This window comes from Streptomyces sp. NPDC006655 (genome assembly GCF_040703965.1).
GTDB lineage: Bacteria > Actinomycetota > Actinomycetes > Streptomycetales > Streptomycetaceae > Streptomyces.
Window position 1 is genome coordinate 41,699 of sequence record NZ_JBEYJU010000007.1, and the last position, 15,060, is coordinate 56,758.

Below are 15,060 nucleotides of genomic sequence, written 5' to 3' on the forward strand. Positions count from 1 at the left end.
GGCCGGTCGGGCGCGTCGGGAGCCGGTGGACGTCGCGAGGGCGTCTCGGGCGCGGCCCCGCGCTGGGGCGGCACGGTCGGCGGAGGCGGGCCCGGCAGGTCCGGAGCCGTGCCGCCGCCCCTTCGTCCCCCCACCGTCTTCTTCGCCGAGTCGAAGCGGTCGTCCAGGGAATCGGGTGCGGCCGTGGGCCCGGTGTCCTCCGTGGAGTCGTCGTACAACTGCCCCCACCAGTCGTCCTCGTGACGGGTGGGCCTACCCCCTGGCTGGCTCATGCCCCCAATTGTCCACCGCACGGGCCCGATGAAAACGGGGCATCCGGAAAAATCCCGCACCCGGTCCGATCTCGAACGGCGTGTCGAGGGACATCCTGAACACACGTGCGAGAAAAGGGAGTCACGGACACGCGGGAGACTCAGAGCAGGTCGACGAGCGGTACGGCGGCCGCCAGGGCGCGCATTCCGGCGTCGTTGAAGTGCAGGTGGTCACCGGGGTCGTAGGCGGGCCGGATGCGTGCGGGCCGCAGCGGATCACGTACGACGGCGTCGAAGTCGACGTAGGCGTCGAAGACCTGCCCGGTGCGGATCAGCGAGTTGACCCGCTGCCGTACCGCCTCGCCCGCCCCGGTGTACTCGCCGTACCCGGCGTACGGCGTGAGGGTCGCGCCCACCACCCGGATCCCCCGCGCGTGGGCGCGGGCGACGACGGTCCGGTAGGCCCGCACGAAGTCGGCCGGGTCGGTGGCCGCCGGGGTGCCCTTGATGTCGTTGATGCCTTCGAGGACGACCAGGGTCCTGACCCCGGCGCGGGCCAGCGCGTCGGCGTCCAGGCGGCGCAGGGCCGCGGGACCGCCGGTGCTGTCGGTGAGCAGGCGGTTCCCGGAGATCCCGGCGTTGAGGACGCCGATCCGGTAGGGCCGCAGCCGCTCGGCGAGCCGGTCGGGCCAGCGGTGGTTGGCGCCGAAACTGGACCCGTTGCCGTCGGTGAGGGAGTCACCGAGGGCGACCACGCTGCCGAGGGTCACGGCGCGGACGTCGACCCCGGTGACGTAGTACCAGTTCCCGGTGGTCCGGGTGTACCCGTCGCCGTCCTCGTCGGCGGCCCGCCCGGCCCCCCGCCCGGCGATGTAGCCGGTCTGGAGGGCGACCCGGTGGTACGTGGCGGGCCCGGAGTTCCCCGGCGTCTCGACGCTGACCAGCAGATCCGCGCCGGCCCGCACCGCGAGGGGCACCGGATCGCTGACCAGGTCGTGCCCGGCGGGTACGACCGCGGTCCCGACGCCGTCGAAGGTGGCGACGCGCATCGACCCGGGTACGGCGTCCGGCCCCGTGCCCTGCCGCCGGGCGACGGTGACCGCGCCGAGCCGCAGGGGCGAGCTGCCGAACCGGTTGCTGATCCGGACGCGTACGGCCGCGCCTCCGACGCTCAGGTGCACGACGTTGCGGAACGCGGCGCCGGGCACGGCCGGGACGGTGCCGGAGGGCGCCGCCTCCCAGCTCCCGGTCCAGAGCGAGGGTGCGGGGTCGGCGCCGGCCCGCGCCGCCGTGCCCAGGACCGCCAGCAGCGCCGCCGCGAGGACATGACCGACCTTGCCCATCCGCACGTCCGCCCTTCCGAAGGTCCACTGGAGGGGAAGGTGGCACACGGAGCGTGCCCGGAGCGGCAACTCGCGCGGAGGTGCACCCAGTTGGCGGAGCGTCGGCGGTGCCGGCCGTCGGCGGTCGTACCGTCCGCGGAGCCGCCGACCGGTACCGCCCCGCGCCTCCTGACGGCGGGGGCGCCCTGCGAAGCGGCCCTCCCTCCGGCCGCGAGCAGTCGTGCCGCCGGGACGGCACCGCCGGGCGCGGGCGGGCACCCGCCGCAGCGGGCGAGTGCCCCCGGCCCTGCCCCGGCCCTACCCGGCCGCCACCGCCCCCTCCAGCGTCAGCAGTCGTACCTTGCGGTCAAGTCCCCCCGCGTACCCGGTCATCGAGCCGTTGGCCCCGATCACCCGGTGGCAGGGCCGCACGATCAGCAGCGGGTTGGCCCCGATCGCGCCGCCGACCGCCCGGACCGCCATCCTGGCCGCGCCGAGCCGCGCCGCGATCTCCCCGTACGTCGTCGTCGCCCCGTACGGGACGTCGTCGAGCGCCGCCCACACCCGTTCCCGGAACTCGGTGCCATGCGCCCGCAACTCCAACCGGAATTCCTTGAGTTCACCGGCGAAGTAGGCAGCGAGCTGTTCCCTGGCCGCCGTGAAGGGGCCGGGATCCGCCAGCCATCCCGTCTCGACGCTCCGGCCGCCCTTCTGTCCGGGCACGGACAGGGACGTGAGCGCCCCGTCCGCGTCGGCGGTCAGCAGCAGCTCGCCGACGGGCGAAGCGATCCGGGTCCAGTAGGTGGGCCCATCAGTTCCTCGACTGTCCTCGTCCATCACGTCTCCCAGTGTGAGGGACGCGGCCCCGCACGGCTGGCGGAAAACGGACACGGCCCTACTCCCACCGCCCCCGCTTCGCCTCCATCGCCGCCTTCCCTTGCGCCCCCTTCCGCTTCCAGTCCTTCCTCAGCTCGGACCGGAGCCGCGCGTCCGTCTTGGCGACGATCCACTGGTTCTCCCGCACGAGCTTGCGGTAGCTCTCCAGCCGGCGTACGGGCAGTTCCCCGGCCTTCAGCGCGGAGCGCACCGCGCAGCCCGGCTCGCTCTCGTGCGCGCAGTCGCCGAACCGGCACCGCCGGGCCAGCTCCTCGATCTCGGAGAACACCTGCCCGACCCCGGTCTCGGCGTCGAAGAGGCCGACGCCGCGCAGTCCCGGGGTGTCGATCAGCACTCCCCCGGCCGGGAGCGGCAGCAGGTTGCGGGTGGTCGTGGTGTGGCGGCCCTTCCCGTCCACGTCACGGGCCGCCTGCACCTCCATCACGTCCGCCCCGAGCAGCGCGTTGGCCAGGGTGGACTTGCCGGCGCCGGACTGGCCCAGCAGCACCGACGTACCGGAGCCGACCAGGGCGACGAGGACGTCGAGGCCGTCCCCGGCGAGTGCGCTGACCGTCAGGACGGGCACCCCGGGTGCCGTCGTCTCGACGTCCTGCACGAGGTGGCCGAGCGTCACCGGGTCCGGGACCAGGTCCGCCTTGGTGAGGACGACGACCGGCTGCGCCCCGGACTCCCAGGCCAGCGACAGGAACCGTTCGATGCGACCGAGGTCGAGTTCGACGGCGAGGGACACGGCGACGACGGCGTGGTCGACGTTGGCCGCGAGGATCTGCCCCTCGGACCGCTTGGAGGAGGTGGAGCGCACGAAGGCGGTACGGCGCGGCAGGTACGCCCGTACGTACCGCGGGTTGCCGCCGGGTTCTACGGCGACCCAGTCGCCGGTGCACACGATGCGCAGCGGGTCGTGCGGGGTGACGAACGCGGTGTCGGCACGCAGCGTCCCGCCGGCGGTGACGACGTCGCACTGGCCGCGGTCGACACGCACGACACGCCCGGCCAGCAGCCCTTCGGCGGCGTAGGGGGCGAACTCCGTCGCCCAGGTCTCGTCCCAGCCGTAGGGAGCGAGCGCGGAGAAAACAGCAGAGCTGGAAGTCAAGGGTGACCCTTCACAAGGGCGGCCCCGGGAAAGGAGGTCGGTCAGCCGGTGGCCGCTGAGGTGGAATGGATGAGCTTCTGGTTGCGGGCAGAACCCGTCACAAAGACAGCCATCGGTCACACCTCCCGTTCCTCACTCGGTCGACAGCAGCGGCCAACAGCCGCTGCCCGAACGGTTGCAACCCTAGATGCGCGCACACTCGGGCGCCACCGATTTTCTGGCAGGGTCACAGGCCGTGCTGGTTCATGAGCGGCTCTGCCAGTCGCAGGTAGACACCGGCTTGCCCCGCAACGTCGACGCCGCCGTCCTCTACGGTCACTCCACCGTGGACACACACCGCGGCCGGAGCCCCAAAAGGGGCCGGCCGCGGCGCGCTTCAGACGGAAACGCTCTCCGGGTGTTCACAGAGTCCCGGATCTCCTCAGTTCGCCCAGTCGGTGATCGACGGCCGCGACCTCTTCACGGGAAAGGACTGGCGGGACCCAATGCCGGGCGGCGCCGTGAGATAGGAACTCCGCCGGCAATTCGATCCCGTAGTGCTCGACATAATCAGCCGCATCCAGCCTCCAGAAGAACCTGCCGTCGCTCATGATGGCGGTACCGCCGGAGCGGGAGAAATTGCTATCCAAAATGTCCTCAGAGAATCCCATCAGGGCGATGACGGGCGTACCGGAGCGGAGGTATTCGGCAATCTTTGCCCGCTCTCCGACGGGAATCGCACCTGCCCTCTGCCGGAGCTCATCGGCGGTTCCCGAGAAGGCGGATTGACTCGCAATCCTGCCGAAAATACCCAGAGGCGTGATGTTCGTCATAGAAATTTTCCAGACCGCAGGTGCGTCCACCTTCGGCGGGGAGGACCGAGGTCGGCCTCCCCGCCGCATTCGAGGCTACATCACGTTGTTTCTGCCCTCATTTCTACGTGGGCATATCGGAACTTACGGAGCCTCGTCTGCACCTCACAAAGAACGCGACTCGAATTCTTTCACGAAATCCTTCATGAGGTGCAACATATCCTCCTCGGTCCAGTACGGCGGCCCAGCCCATGGGCGGTAGAGAGACATGCCTTCCGCTAGGAAATCAAATTCCTGAGTGTCCAGCAGGTGCTCCACCACGAAGCTTTCCATAGACGCAACGAAACCCATTGACCTATCCTCGCCGGAAATGAATTTCCGCGCCATTTTGAGGATCTCTTCTACAGGGTTCACGGAATGTCGAATTCCTTCGGTATCATGGCAGTGACTATGTGGTTGGGGTCACTTCCGGAGATGACCACGAAAGGCTTACCCGGAAGCTGGGTCGCTCTGACCTGGATGGTGTCACGGACCGCATCGTATTTCACCTTGTTGCCGTTCTCCAGAATATAGTCCAGAGCGTTCAGGGTTGTGGGCGGCCGTCCCGGGCCGCTCCCGGCCACCCGTTCAGCCGCGTGATTGCTCAGGGTCCGGCCGCGCGGCGTGGTCAGGCTGAATGCCGGTCAACCGTGTTCCACGTCACATTGCACTCGTTTCCGGCCCTACTTGTTGCTACCGCCGATTCAGCTGGTGACCGCTACCGAAGATTCCTCGGTAAGACCTTTGCGTGAGCTATTACCCGTCAGCGATCGAGCGTTCGCTGCACACCTGTGCCGACTTGCCACTCTCATCCGGTCACGCATCGGCATCCGACGGCCGTACCTCAGGCCCATGCAGCAGGATGCGCCGGTCACCGTGCACACGGTCGCCAGGTCCGGGGCCGGGTCGTGACCACCATTCGCTTGCATAAGGGAATTCACCGCTCCCTATGGCGGTGGCTGTAGCGAAGAGGACGGCGGCCCCGAGCCGTGCAGGGAAGATCGCATGCCACACAGCTCAGGCCGTGGATGTCAGCACACGGCGGGATGCCAGTCAGGGTTCCGGTGAACCCCTTCGTCGCGCACAGCCGTACACGCTCCGGCTGTGGAGGGCGCTCCCAACGGTCGGCTTGTGAAGCTGCGGCCCCAGCGGCAGTTGGGGGACGAGCAGATGCTCCGCCCCTCGCTGTGGTGCGCCAAGTCGAGCTCGATGTCTGCCCATCGCGCCTGAATCGCCGCAGTCAGCGCTTCAGCGTCGACCGGTCATCCGCCGCTGCGTAGTCCTGCTCTTCTCCCAGGCCAGCGCCAGGAACCGCTCGATGCGGCCGAGGTCGAGTTCGACGGCGAGGGACACGGCGACGACGGCGTGGCCGACGTTGGCCGCGACCCAGTCCCCCGTGCACACGACCTTCATCGGGTCACGGGGAACGACGAACTCGATGCCCGCGCGGACGGTGCCGGCCTGGGTGACGACATCGCACTGGCCGCGGTCGACCCGTACGACACGGCCGGGCAGCAGACCCTGCTCGGCATGAGGGGCGAACTCGGCTTCCCAGGCCGCGTCCCAGCCGTACGGGGCCGGGGAAGGCAACGAAGCCGAGGACGAACCCGGGAGAGAGGGTCATTCCATGCCGTAGGGCGCCTCCAAGCTGACCGGTTGGACGTCAGGGTCAGTCTGTGCGGCCGTGTACGCCTTGTCGTTGAACCCTCTACCGGCGCTCCTTCAGCTACAGGAGCAGATCGATCGGGCAAGGGGGGCTCTGCAAGTACCTGTATCACCCGGGTCTCCCAGACGCCCAGAACGCCTGTCAACCTGGTCGAGTCGAAAGTGTCGACACCATTCCTTGGACACCACTGCGGCTTTACCCAATGGGGAGATCAATGGCAGACGCCCAATTCACTACGCGCACAGGACTTTTCGATCTGAGTGGGAAGTATGCCCTTGTCACTGGCGGGACCAGAGGCATCGGGATGATGATGGCGCGCGGCCTGCTCCAGGCGGGCGCCCGCGTTGTCGTCAGCTCGCGCACAGCGGACGCGTGCGCGGGAGCACAGCGTCTACTGTCCGAATTCGGCGATGTTCAGGCAATCCCCGCCGACCTGTCCAGGCACGACGAGTGTCAGCGCCTCGCTGATCTCGTCACAGTCGACTCGGAACGCCTGGACATCCTTGTCAACAACGCGGGAGCGATGTGGCGCGAGCCGCTGGCGACATTCCCGGACGAGGCGTGGGACACAGTGATCGACCTGAACCTCAAGTCGCCGTTCTGGCTGGTGCAGGCGCTGCTTCCGGCCCTCCGCAGGGCGGGCACCGCCGATGATCCCGCACGGATCATCAACATCGGCAGCATCGCCGCCATCCACGTCGCCCAGTCGCCCAACTACTCGTACGCCAGCAGCAAAGCAGCACTCCACCAACTCACCCGAGTGCTTGCCAGAGAGCTGGGCCCGCAGCACGTCACGGTGAACGCGGTGGCACCGGGAGTGTTCCCGTCACGGATGACGGCGTCCACGCTCGATGCCATCGGCGACACGATCGCGGCGGCGGCCCCTCTGCGCCGGCTCGGCCGCGACGACGACATGGCGGGTGTCGCCGTGTTTCTCGCCGGCCGGGCCGGGTCCTACCTCACGGGCACCGTCATCCCGGTGGACGGCGGCATCGCGACAACCGCAACAGGCACCCCCTGAACTGCGAACGGGCATACGGTGAGGAGATGGCCACCATGGATCCACGCACCGAGATCCGGGAGTTTCTCAGCTCACGTCGCGCCCGCATCGCACCCGAACAGGCAGGACTGCCCGCTTACGGCGGCAACCGTCGGGTCAAGGGGCTGCGCCGCGAGGAGGTGGCGCTCCTGGCGGGGGTGTCGGTCGACTACTACGTGCGCATGGAGCGCGGCAGCCTCGCCGGCGCCTCCGACGGCGTGCTCGATGCGTTGGCCTCTGCTCTGCAACTCGACGAGGCCGAGCGCGACCACCTGTTCCACCTGGCGCGCCGCTCCGGGACGCCCAGCGGCCCACGTCGGCGCGGGTCTGCCCTGACGGTGCGCTCGACACTGCACCAGGTGCTCGACGCGATCTCTGGTGCGCCGGCCTGGATCTGTAACGGCCGTTATGACGTGCTCGCCACGAATCAACTCGCCCGCGCGCTGTTTTCACCTGTGCTGGCCGACCCGCGACGGCCGGCGAACACAGCACGGTTCGTCTATCTGGAATCCGCGGCGGCCAGAGAATTCTTCGTCGACTACGACCAGATTGCCACTGACGCGGCCGCGAAGCTCCGCATGGAAGCCGGCCGCAATCCTCACGACGAGGAGCTGATCGCCCTGGTCGGCGAACTGTCGACGCGCAGTGAGCTGTTCCGGCAGCGGTGGGCGTCTCAGGACGTGCGGCTGCACCGGTCGGGACGCAAGCGGGTGCACCATCCGATCGTGGGCCGGCTCGACTTGGACGTCGAGTCCCTGGAACTGCCCGCCGAACCCGGCCTGCACCTCACCGTGTACACCGCACCGGCGGGCACGCCGACCGCTGACAACGTGGCGCTCCTGGCGTCGTGGGCGGCCACCCGACAGACGCCCGCGACCGAACTCGAAGCGGGCAACGGATAGTCCGACTCCCTCAGCCGTACTCGGGTCCGCCTCCCGGACCGGCGCGGGCGGACCGCACCGATCGGGCCGGCCGCACCGCTCGGCCGGCCGTCCCACCGGCTCCAGCCCGCCGTACGCGACCAGGTCCGGAGGGTGTCGTGCCGGGCACGGAATGGTTGCGGCATGGGTGTCCTGGCGTGGGGGCGGCGGGGCTGCGGCAGCATGACGGCCCATGAGCAGAGACCGGTACGTGGACTTCCTGCGCGCGTGGGCGATCGTTCTGGTGGTCCTCGGCCACTGGCTGATCACGGCCCTGGTCCGGGAGCCCGGCGGCCGGATCCTCGCACCCGAGCTGCTGGCGACCGTGCCCTGGACCCAGTGGCTGACCCTCGCGTTCCAGATCATGCCGCTGTTCTTCCTGGCCGGCGGCCATGCCGCGGGCGGCTCCTGGGCACGGGCCCGGGAGTCCGGGGCCACCGCCGCCGGGTGGCTGGGCCGGCGGGCGCTGCGGCTGCTCCTCCCGGTGGGCGTCTACAGCGGCCTGGTGCTGGTCGCTGTCGGTGTCTGCGCGGCCGCCGGAGTGGACGCGGACACGCTTGCGCTGGTGGGCTGGGCGATGGCGATGCAGTTCTGGTTCCTTCCGGTGTATCTGCTGCTCAGCGCGCTGACGCCGGTGATGTACGCGGCCCACCGGCGCTGGGGGACGCGCGTCCCGTCGGCGATGGGTGCGGTGGCGCTGGTGGTCGACGTGCTCGTGGTGCGGGAGCACACGCCGTACGTCGGGCTGCTCGACTACGTGCTCGTCTGGGGCGTGGCCTACCAGCTGGGTTTCTGCTGGCGCGACGGGCTGCTGACCGGGCGGCGGTACGTGCCGCTCGCGATGGCGGCGGGCGGCCTGGCCGCCTTCGCCGCGCTCGTGGCCTGCGGGCCGTTCCCGGTCAGCCTGATCCTGGTGACCGGACAGCACCCCGGCAACACCGATCCGCCGTCCGCCGCGATGCTGGCGTGGGTGGTGGCCCAGGCCGGGCTGTGCCTCCTCGCCGCCCCGGCGGTACGGCGAGGGCTGGAGCGCGAGCGGGTGTGGCGGTTGGTCCGTCCGCTGAGCGCGGCCAGCATGACGCTGTACCTGTGGCACATGCTGCCGGTGCTGATCGCCGCCGCCGCGTTCTACCTGACCGGCCTCGCACCCGAGCCGGGCCTGGGCTCGGGCGCCTGGTGGGCGCTGCGGGTGCCGTGGCTGCTGGTGCTCGGCCTGGCCCTGGCGGGCGTCGTGGCCGCGCTCGGCCCGCTGGAGCGCGCGCTGGCCGTGCTGTACGAGCGGACCGGTCCGGACGCCGGGCTGCGCCGTGCCTGGCCGCTGTGGCTCGGTCTGGCGCTGGACGTCCTCGCCCTGAGCCGGCTGGCCGTGCGGGGCTTCGCACCGGACGGCCGGTTCCCCGCACTGCCCGCCCTGGGGCTGGCGCTGGGCACGGCCCTGGTGCCGGCCACCCGGTGGGTGGCGGCGCGCCGAGCCGCCGCGGTCGCGGAAGCTGTGCTACGGTGAACCAGTCGCAGTTGTGGTACCCATGAACTTGGTGCGCCTGACGGGAATGTTCATCCATCAGGCGCATTGTTTGTTTTCCGGCATCTCCGGATGGGGCCTCTGCCTACTGAAGGAGAATGTCATGGCACAGGGAACCGTGAAGTGGTTCAACTCTGAAAAGGGCTTCGGTTTCATCGAGCAGGACGGCGGCGGCCCCGACGTCTTCGCCCACTACTCGAACATCGCGACCCAGGGCTTCCGTGAGCTGCAGGAGGGCCAGCGGGTCTCCTTCGACGTCACGCAGGGCCAGAAGGGCCCGCAGGCGGAGAACATCGTCCCCGCCTGATCACCGGACGCGTATCCGCTCACCGGGGTCCGCACCGTCATGGTGCGGACCCCGGTTTGTGCTGTTTCCAGGAAGGCAGACCACCGCATGTCCCGCAGGCCCCAGAAGTCGAACCGGCGCGCCCCGTCGTCCCGACCGTCCGTGTCGTCGTCGGCGGAGTTCCGGCTGCCGCAGAGCACGACACCCCCGCTCCCCGCCGTCGAGGACTTCGCGGCTCTGGACATGCCGGCAGGGCTGCTGAAGACCCTCACCGCGCAGGGCGTGACCGCCCCCTTCCCCATCCAGGCCGCCACGCTGCCCAACTCGCTGGCGGGCCGCGACCTGCTCGGCCGGGGGCGCACCGGCTCCGGCAAGACCCTCGCGTTCGGCCTCGCGGTCCTGGCCCGTACGGCCGGTCTGCGCGCGGAGTCCAGGGCGCCCCTCGCCCTGGTGCTGGTGCCCACCCGGGAACTCGCCCAGCAGGTGACGGACGCGCTGACCCCCTACGCGACGGCGGTGAACCTCCGGCTGGCCACGGTGGTCGGCGGCCTCTCCCTCACCAAGCAGGCCGGTACGCTCCGCCGCGGCGCGGAGGTGCTCGTCGCGACCCCCGGCAGGCTCAACGACCTCGTGGAGCGCGGTGACTGCGTACTCGACCAGGTGCGCGTCACGGTGCTGGACGAGGCCGACCAGATGACCGACATGGGTTTCCTGCCGCAGATCACCAAGCTGATCGAGCTGGTACGGCCCGACGGCCAGCGCATGCTCTTCTCCGCCACCCTGGACCGCAACATCGACCGTCTGGTGCAGCGGTTCCTGACCGACCCCGTGGTGCACTCCGTGGACCCGTCGGCGGGGGCCGTGACCACCATGGAGCACCATGTGCTCCACATCCAGGACGAGACCGACAAGAAGGCGGTCACCACGCGGATCGCGGCCCGTGACGGGCGGGTCATCCTCTTCCTCGACACCAAGCGGTCCGCCGACCGGCTCGCCAAGCGGCTGCTGGCCGTCGGTGTGCGGGCGGCGGCGCTGCACGGGGGGCGTTCCCAGCCGCAGCGCACCCGCACCCTGGAGCAGTTCAAGAACGGCCAGGTCACCGCTTTGGTGGCGACGAACGTCGCGGCCCGGGGCATACACGTCGACGACCTCGACCTCGTGGTGAACGTGGATCCGCCCACCGACCACAAGGACTACCTCCACCGGGGCGGCCGCACGGCCCGCGCCGGTGACTCCGGCAGCGTGGTCACCCTGGTCCTGCCCGAGCAGCGACGGGACGTCACCCGGCTGATGTCGGACGCGGGCATCCGCCCCCGGACGGCCCACGTCACGTCGAGCGACGCGGAGCTGGCCGGTATCACCGGCGCCCGCGAGCCCTCCGGCGTGCCCGTCACCATCGAGGTGCCCCAGCCGACGGAACCGGCGCAGTCCCGCCCGGCGCGGAAGGCCGGCAGCGAGGGCGGCAGGCGATCCGCCCGCCGCCGGGGCGGCCGGGGAGCCGCGGGGCCGGACGCCGCCGCCCGGACCGCGGGCACCGACACCCGGAGGGGGAGCACCGGCGAGCAGGGGCGGGGCACCTCCGAACAGACGGCGGGCGCCACCGGCAGGAAGAGGTCCGCCGCCCCGCGGGCAGCCGGTTCCACCGGTCAGTCCCGAGGCACGTCCACCCGGACGACCGGCTCCGTCCCCCAGCCGCGAGGAGGCACGAAGGGGGCCGCCACCCGTACGACGGGCACCGCCTCCGGCAGCACGCCGGGCGCCACCTCCCGCGGCACGACGGGCGCCACCTCCCGCGGCACGACGGGCGCCACCTCCCGCGGCACGACGGGCGCCACCTCCCGCACGGCAGGCGGCCCAGCCCGCGCGAGGGGCGCCGGCTCCCGCACCCGCGGCGCCTCCACCCGCGGCGACTGACCGGGGCCCGGTTCCACCGGGCCTCCGGGTCCGGCCACCGAACCACCAGCTCCCCCCACGCCAGGCTCGTGAGATCTCCACCCCGCCGAACACACGGACCTCACGGCCACCGGGCCTCCGGGTCCCGGCGCCGGGCTCCGGCCTCCGGGTCCCGGCGCAGGGCTCCGGCCTCCGGGTCCCGGCGCCGGGCTCCGGCCTCCGGGTCCCGGCGCAGGGCTCCGGGCTCCGGGCTCCGGGCTCCGGGCTCCGGGCTCCGGGCTCCGGCCGACCCCCTACCCCGCGAACGGGCCCGGGATCTCCCCCGAGCCGCGGCGGATCAGTCGCGTCGGCATCACCACCGCGCGGGAGGGGGAGACGTCGCCGTGGATGCGGGCGAACAGAAGGTGTGCCGCGCTGGTGGCGAGGGCGACCGGGTCCTGGGCGATCACCGTGACCGGAGGGGTCAGCCGGGCGGCGAGCGCGAAGTCGTCGAAGGAGACGAAGGCCAGTTGGGGCGGGAGCACGGTGAGGGCGCCGAAGGCGAGGAGCTCGTTGCCGGCCAGCAGAGCCGTCGGCGGGTCGGGCAGCGCCAGCATCCCGGTGACCGCCTGCGCCGCCTCATGACCCGACCGCGCCCCCTCCCTGACCAGCGCCGGGTCCGCCGCGATCCCCGCCGCCGCCAACGCCGCGACATACCCCCGCCGGCGTTCGCCGAACGTCCAGATCTCCGGTGTGTCGCCGACGTACCCGATCCTGCGGTGCCCGTGTGCCACCAGGGACCCCACGGCCTCCCGGACCGCACCGAAGTTGTCGACCACCACGGCGTCCACGTCCAGGCCGGGCGCCGCCCGGTCCACGCAGACGATCTTCGTGCCCTGGACCTGGGCGGGGCGCAGGAAGCGGTGGCTGCCCGCCGCCGGGGTGAGGATCAGCCCGTCGACCCGCCGGGCGGTGAACGCGGCGATCACCTCGCGTTCCCGGCGCAGGTCTGCCCTGCTGGAACCGATGAGCATGACGCTGCCGCGCTGCCGGGCGACGTCCTCGGCGGCGGAGGCGACCGCCGCCATGAAGGGGTCGGCGACGTCGTCGACCAACAGCCCTATGGTCTGGCTCAGTTCGCGGGTGCGACGCAACTGGCGGGCCACGTCGTCGCGTTGGTACCCGAGTTTGCGGACCGCGGCCTCCACCCGGGCGGCGGTCCGCGGGGCGACGGCCGCATCGCCGTTGACGACCCGGGACACCGTCATCGCGCTGACGCCCGCTTCCGCGGCGACGTCCTTCATGGTCGGCCGGGTCGCTGCCACGCCACGTCCTCCCGCTGCGTCACGTCGGAGCGTCGACTCGTCAACGTTACCCACTCGGCGGCATATCAACAGCCGTACAAATAATGGCAATTGCGGAACCGGCGGTGCTGAGGCCGGCCGGGGTGCACCACCCTTGACACCCCGCTGCGGGCGCCCCAAGAATCAGCCAAGCTGTTAACGATACCAACCAGAAGGCACAACATGGCCTCTGCAAGGGAACCACTGCTCACAGCACATGGAGTGGTCAAGCGTTTCGGCCACGTCCAGGCGCTCTCGGGCGCCGATTTCACGGCACACCCCGGCGAGGTCGTCGCCCTGATCGGTGACAACGGCGCCGGCAAGTCCACTCTGGTGAACGTCCTGTCGGGCGTACTGGCCCCCGACGCGGGCGAGGTCCGCCTGGACGGCGCACCCGTGCGGTTCTCCGGGCCGATGGACGCCCAGCGGCACGGCGTCGAGACGGTGTACCAGGACCTGTCACTCGCCCCCGATCTCGACGCGGCGGCCAATCTCTACCTCGGCCGGGAGATCGTGCGCGGCGGGCTGTTCGGCCGCATCGGCGTTCTCGACCGGCCCGCGATGCGGCGGGAGGCGGTACGGGCCTTCGCGGAACTCGGCGTCGAACTGAAGGATGTGACGGCCCCGGTGACAACGTTGTCCGGCGGTCAGCGGCAGTCCGTCGCGGTGGCCCGCGCGGTCGCCTTCGCGCACAAGGTCATCTTCATGGACGAGCCGACCGCCGCCCTGGGCGTCGTCCAGCGCGCCCGGGTCCTTCAGACCGTGCGCAGGGTCGCCGACCGGGGCATCTGTGTCGTGCTGATCAGCCACAACATGCCCGAGGTGCTGTCGGTGGCGGACCGGGTGGAGGTGCTGCGGCTGGGCCGGCGCGTCGCGTCGTACACCGCGGCCGACACCACGATCGAGGAACTCGTCGGGGCGATGACCGGGTCGCTGGACGGCCCGAACGGGGGCCGGGAAGCGGAGGGCGTGCGATGAGCGCGGAGAGCCGGAAGGCGGCGGCCGTCGGCGGCCGTCCGGGCGTGCCGGACTGGCTCCGGCGGGCCGCGACCCTCAACGAACTGTGGACCTTCGTGATCCTGGTGGCCCTGGTGGCGTTCTTCACCGTCGCCGCGCCGGGCAAGTTCTTCACCACGTACGACATCACCCAGATCGCCGTGAACGCGGCCATCTACCTGGTGCTCGGGGTCGGCATGACGTTCGTGATCATCACAGCGGGCATCGACCTGTCGATCGGCTCGGTGCTGGTGCTGGCCGCGGTGGCCGCGGGTGAGTACAACCTCCACCACGGCGGTCCGGACTCCGGCTGGGGCACGGTCGCGATCTGTGCCGTCATCGCGCTCGCGGTGGGCACGGCGTGGGGCGCGTTGCAGGGCGCGGTGGTGGCGAGCGGCAAGGTGCCGCCGCTGATCGTGACGCTGGGCGGGCTGGGCGCCGCGCTGGGGATCGCCGAACTCGCCACCGGCGGCCAGGATCCCGCCGGGGCGGCCTCCACGCACCTGCAGAACAGCCTCGGTTTCGGGAAGGTGCTCGGCATCCCCTGGATGGTGGTCCTGGCCGCGGTGGTGACGGCGCTGTTCGGCGCGGTGCTGGCCGGCACGCGGTTCGGCGAGCACACCCTCGCGATCGGCTCGAACCCGACCGCCGTGCGGCGGGCGGGCATACCCGTGGGCCGGCACCTGGTCAAGGTGTACGGGCTCATGGGGCTGCTGGCCGGGCTCGGCGCGGTGATGTGGCTGGCCTCGTACGGCACGACGTCGATCGCCGGGCACTCCACTGACAACCTGAAGGTGATCACCGCGGTGGTGCTCGGCGGTACCAGCCTGTTCGGTGGCCGGGGTTCGGTGCTGGGCACGGTGATCGGCGTGTTCATCCCGGCGGTGCTGACCACCGGGCTGATCGTGATCGGCGTCCAGCAGTACTGGCAGGACGTCGCGGTGGGCGTGGTGCTGGTCGTGGCCGTCTACATCGACCAGCTGCGCAGGAAGACCCGGGAACGCGCATGACGAGTGACAAGGA

13 protein-coding genes and 2 pseudogenes are annotated in these 15,060 nt (G+C 71.0%); 7 read left to right on the forward strand and 8 right to left on the reverse strand.

Annotated elements, in window-relative coordinates:
• The 7 genes and pseudogenes from AB0958_RS05905 to AB0958_RS05935 form a co-directional block, all read right to left on the reverse strand.
• Positions 1-272: pseudogene (locus tag AB0958_RS05905) on the reverse strand (hypothetical protein); the annotation flags it as partial.
• Positions 273-412: 140 nt separating this feature from the next.
• A complete protein-coding gene (locus tag AB0958_RS05910) occupies positions 413-1,594 on the reverse strand; it encodes an SGNH/GDSL hydrolase family protein (RefSeq protein WP_366889060.1) in 1,182 nt (393 codons plus the stop codon).
• 297 nt (positions 1,595-1,891) lie between these two features.
• Positions 1,892-2,410 (reverse strand): methylated-DNA--[protein]-cysteine S-methyltransferase, encoded by a 519-nt coding sequence (locus tag AB0958_RS05915; RefSeq protein WP_366889061.1) that lies wholly within the window; start codon positions 2,408-2,410, stop codon positions 1,892-1,894.
• 58 nt (positions 2,411-2,468) lie between these two features.
• Complete coding sequence (gene rsgA, locus AB0958_RS05920; protein WP_366889062.1) at positions 2,469-3,563, reverse strand: ribosome small subunit-dependent GTPase A; 1,095 nt, start codon at positions 3,561-3,563, stop codon at positions 2,469-2,471.
• A 401-nt stretch (positions 3,564-3,964) separates the two neighbouring features.
• The gene (locus AB0958_RS05925; RefSeq protein ID WP_366889063.1) at positions 3,965-4,375 is read right to left on the reverse strand and encodes a hypothetical protein; all 411 of its coding nucleotides are present in this window, start codon (positions 4,373-4,375) and stop codon (positions 3,965-3,967) included.
• 144 nt (positions 4,376-4,519) lie between these two features.
• On the reverse strand, positions 4,520-4,768 hold the full coding sequence (locus tag AB0958_RS05930; protein ID WP_366889064.1) for a hypothetical protein: 249 nt from the start codon (positions 4,766-4,768) through the stop codon (positions 4,520-4,522).
• A 915-nt stretch (positions 4,769-5,683) separates the two neighbouring features.
• Positions 5,684-5,983 (reverse strand): annotated as a pseudogene (locus AB0958_RS05935) (GTPase RsgA); the annotation flags it as partial.
• Between the two features lie 290 nt (positions 5,984-6,273).
• On the opposite strand from AB0958_RS05935, the gene AB0958_RS05940 reads away from it, so the two are divergent.
• The 5 genes from AB0958_RS05940 (at position 6,274) to AB0958_RS05960 (ending at position 11,740) form a co-directional block, all read left to right on the forward strand.
• Complete coding sequence (locus AB0958_RS05940; RefSeq protein ID WP_366889065.1) at positions 6,274-7,080, forward strand: SDR family oxidoreductase; 807 nt, start codon at positions 6,274-6,276, stop codon at positions 7,078-7,080.
• A 26-nt stretch (positions 7,081-7,106) separates the two neighbouring features.
• Entirely contained in the window at positions 7,107-8,000 is an 894-nt protein-coding gene (locus AB0958_RS05945) for a helix-turn-helix transcriptional regulator (RefSeq protein ID WP_366889066.1), read from the forward strand.
• 211 nt (positions 8,001-8,211) lie between these two features.
• Complete coding sequence (locus AB0958_RS05950) at positions 8,212-9,522, forward strand: acyltransferase (protein WP_366889067.1); 1,311 nt, start codon at positions 8,212-8,214, stop codon at positions 9,520-9,522.
• Between the two features lie 121 nt (positions 9,523-9,643).
• Positions 9,644-9,847 (forward strand): cold-shock protein, encoded by a 204-nt coding sequence (locus tag AB0958_RS05955; protein WP_007502648.1) that lies wholly within the window; start codon positions 9,644-9,646, stop codon positions 9,845-9,847.
• 87 nt (positions 9,848-9,934) lie between these two features.
• A complete protein-coding gene (locus tag AB0958_RS05960) occupies positions 9,935-11,740 on the forward strand; it encodes a DEAD/DEAH box helicase (protein ID WP_366889068.1) in 1,806 nt (601 codons plus the stop codon).
• A 272-nt stretch (positions 11,741-12,012) separates the two neighbouring features.
• Here the strand turns inward: AB0958_RS05960 and AB0958_RS05965 are convergent, their stop codons facing one another.
• Positions 12,013-13,023 (reverse strand): LacI family DNA-binding transcriptional regulator, encoded by a 1,011-nt coding sequence (locus tag AB0958_RS05965; RefSeq protein WP_366889069.1) that lies wholly within the window; start codon positions 13,021-13,023, stop codon positions 12,013-12,015.
• Positions 13,024-13,224: 201 nt separating this feature from the next.
• Between AB0958_RS05965 and AB0958_RS05970 the strand changes: the two genes are divergently transcribed.
• Both AB0958_RS05970 and AB0958_RS05975 read left to right on the forward strand, forming a co-directional pair.
• Entirely contained in the window at positions 13,225-14,019 is a 795-nt protein-coding gene (locus AB0958_RS05970) for an ATP-binding cassette domain-containing protein (RefSeq protein ID WP_366889070.1), read from the forward strand.
• The gene (locus AB0958_RS05975) at positions 14,016-15,047 is read left to right on the forward strand and encodes an ABC transporter permease (protein WP_366889071.1); all 1,032 of its coding nucleotides are present in this window, start codon (positions 14,016-14,018) and stop codon (positions 15,045-15,047) included. Before AB0958_RS05970 ends, AB0958_RS05975 begins: the two co-directional genes overlap by 4 nt.
• Positions 15,048-15,060: the final 13 nt, after the last annotated feature.

Coding starts and splice junctions, on each gene's coding strand:
- AB0958_RS05910 (WP_366889060.1), bottom strand. CDS start 1,594: ATGGGCAAGGTCGGTCATGTCCTCGCGGCGGCGCTGCTGGCGGTCCTG.
- AB0958_RS05915 (WP_366889061.1), bottom strand. CDS start 2,410: ATGGACGAGGACAGTCGAGGAACTGATGGGCCCACCTACTGGACCCGG.
- AB0958_RS05925 (WP_366889063.1), bottom strand. CDS start 4,375: ATGACGAACATCACGCCTCTGGGTATTTTCGGCAGGATTGCGAGTCAA.
- AB0958_RS05940 (WP_366889065.1), top strand. CDS start 6,274: ATGGCAGACGCCCAATTCACTACGCGCACAGGACTTTTCGATCTGAGT.
- AB0958_RS05945 (WP_366889066.1), top strand. CDS start 7,107: ATGGCCACCATGGATCCACGCACCGAGATCCGGGAGTTTCTCAGCTCA.
- AB0958_RS05950 (WP_366889067.1), top strand. CDS start 8,212: ATGAGCAGAGACCGGTACGTGGACTTCCTGCGCGCGTGGGCGATCGTT.
- AB0958_RS05955 (WP_007502648.1), top strand. CDS start 9,644: ATGGCACAGGGAACCGTGAAGTGGTTCAACTCTGAAAAGGGCTTCGGT.
- AB0958_RS05960 (WP_366889068.1), top strand. CDS start 9,935: ATGTCCCGCAGGCCCCAGAAGTCGAACCGGCGCGCCCCGTCGTCCCGA.
- AB0958_RS05970 (WP_366889070.1), top strand. CDS start 13,225: ATGGCCTCTGCAAGGGAACCACTGCTCACAGCACATGGAGTGGTCAAG.
- AB0958_RS05975 (WP_366889071.1), top strand. CDS start 14,016: ATGAGCGCGGAGAGCCGGAAGGCGGCGGCCGTCGGCGGCCGTCCGGGC.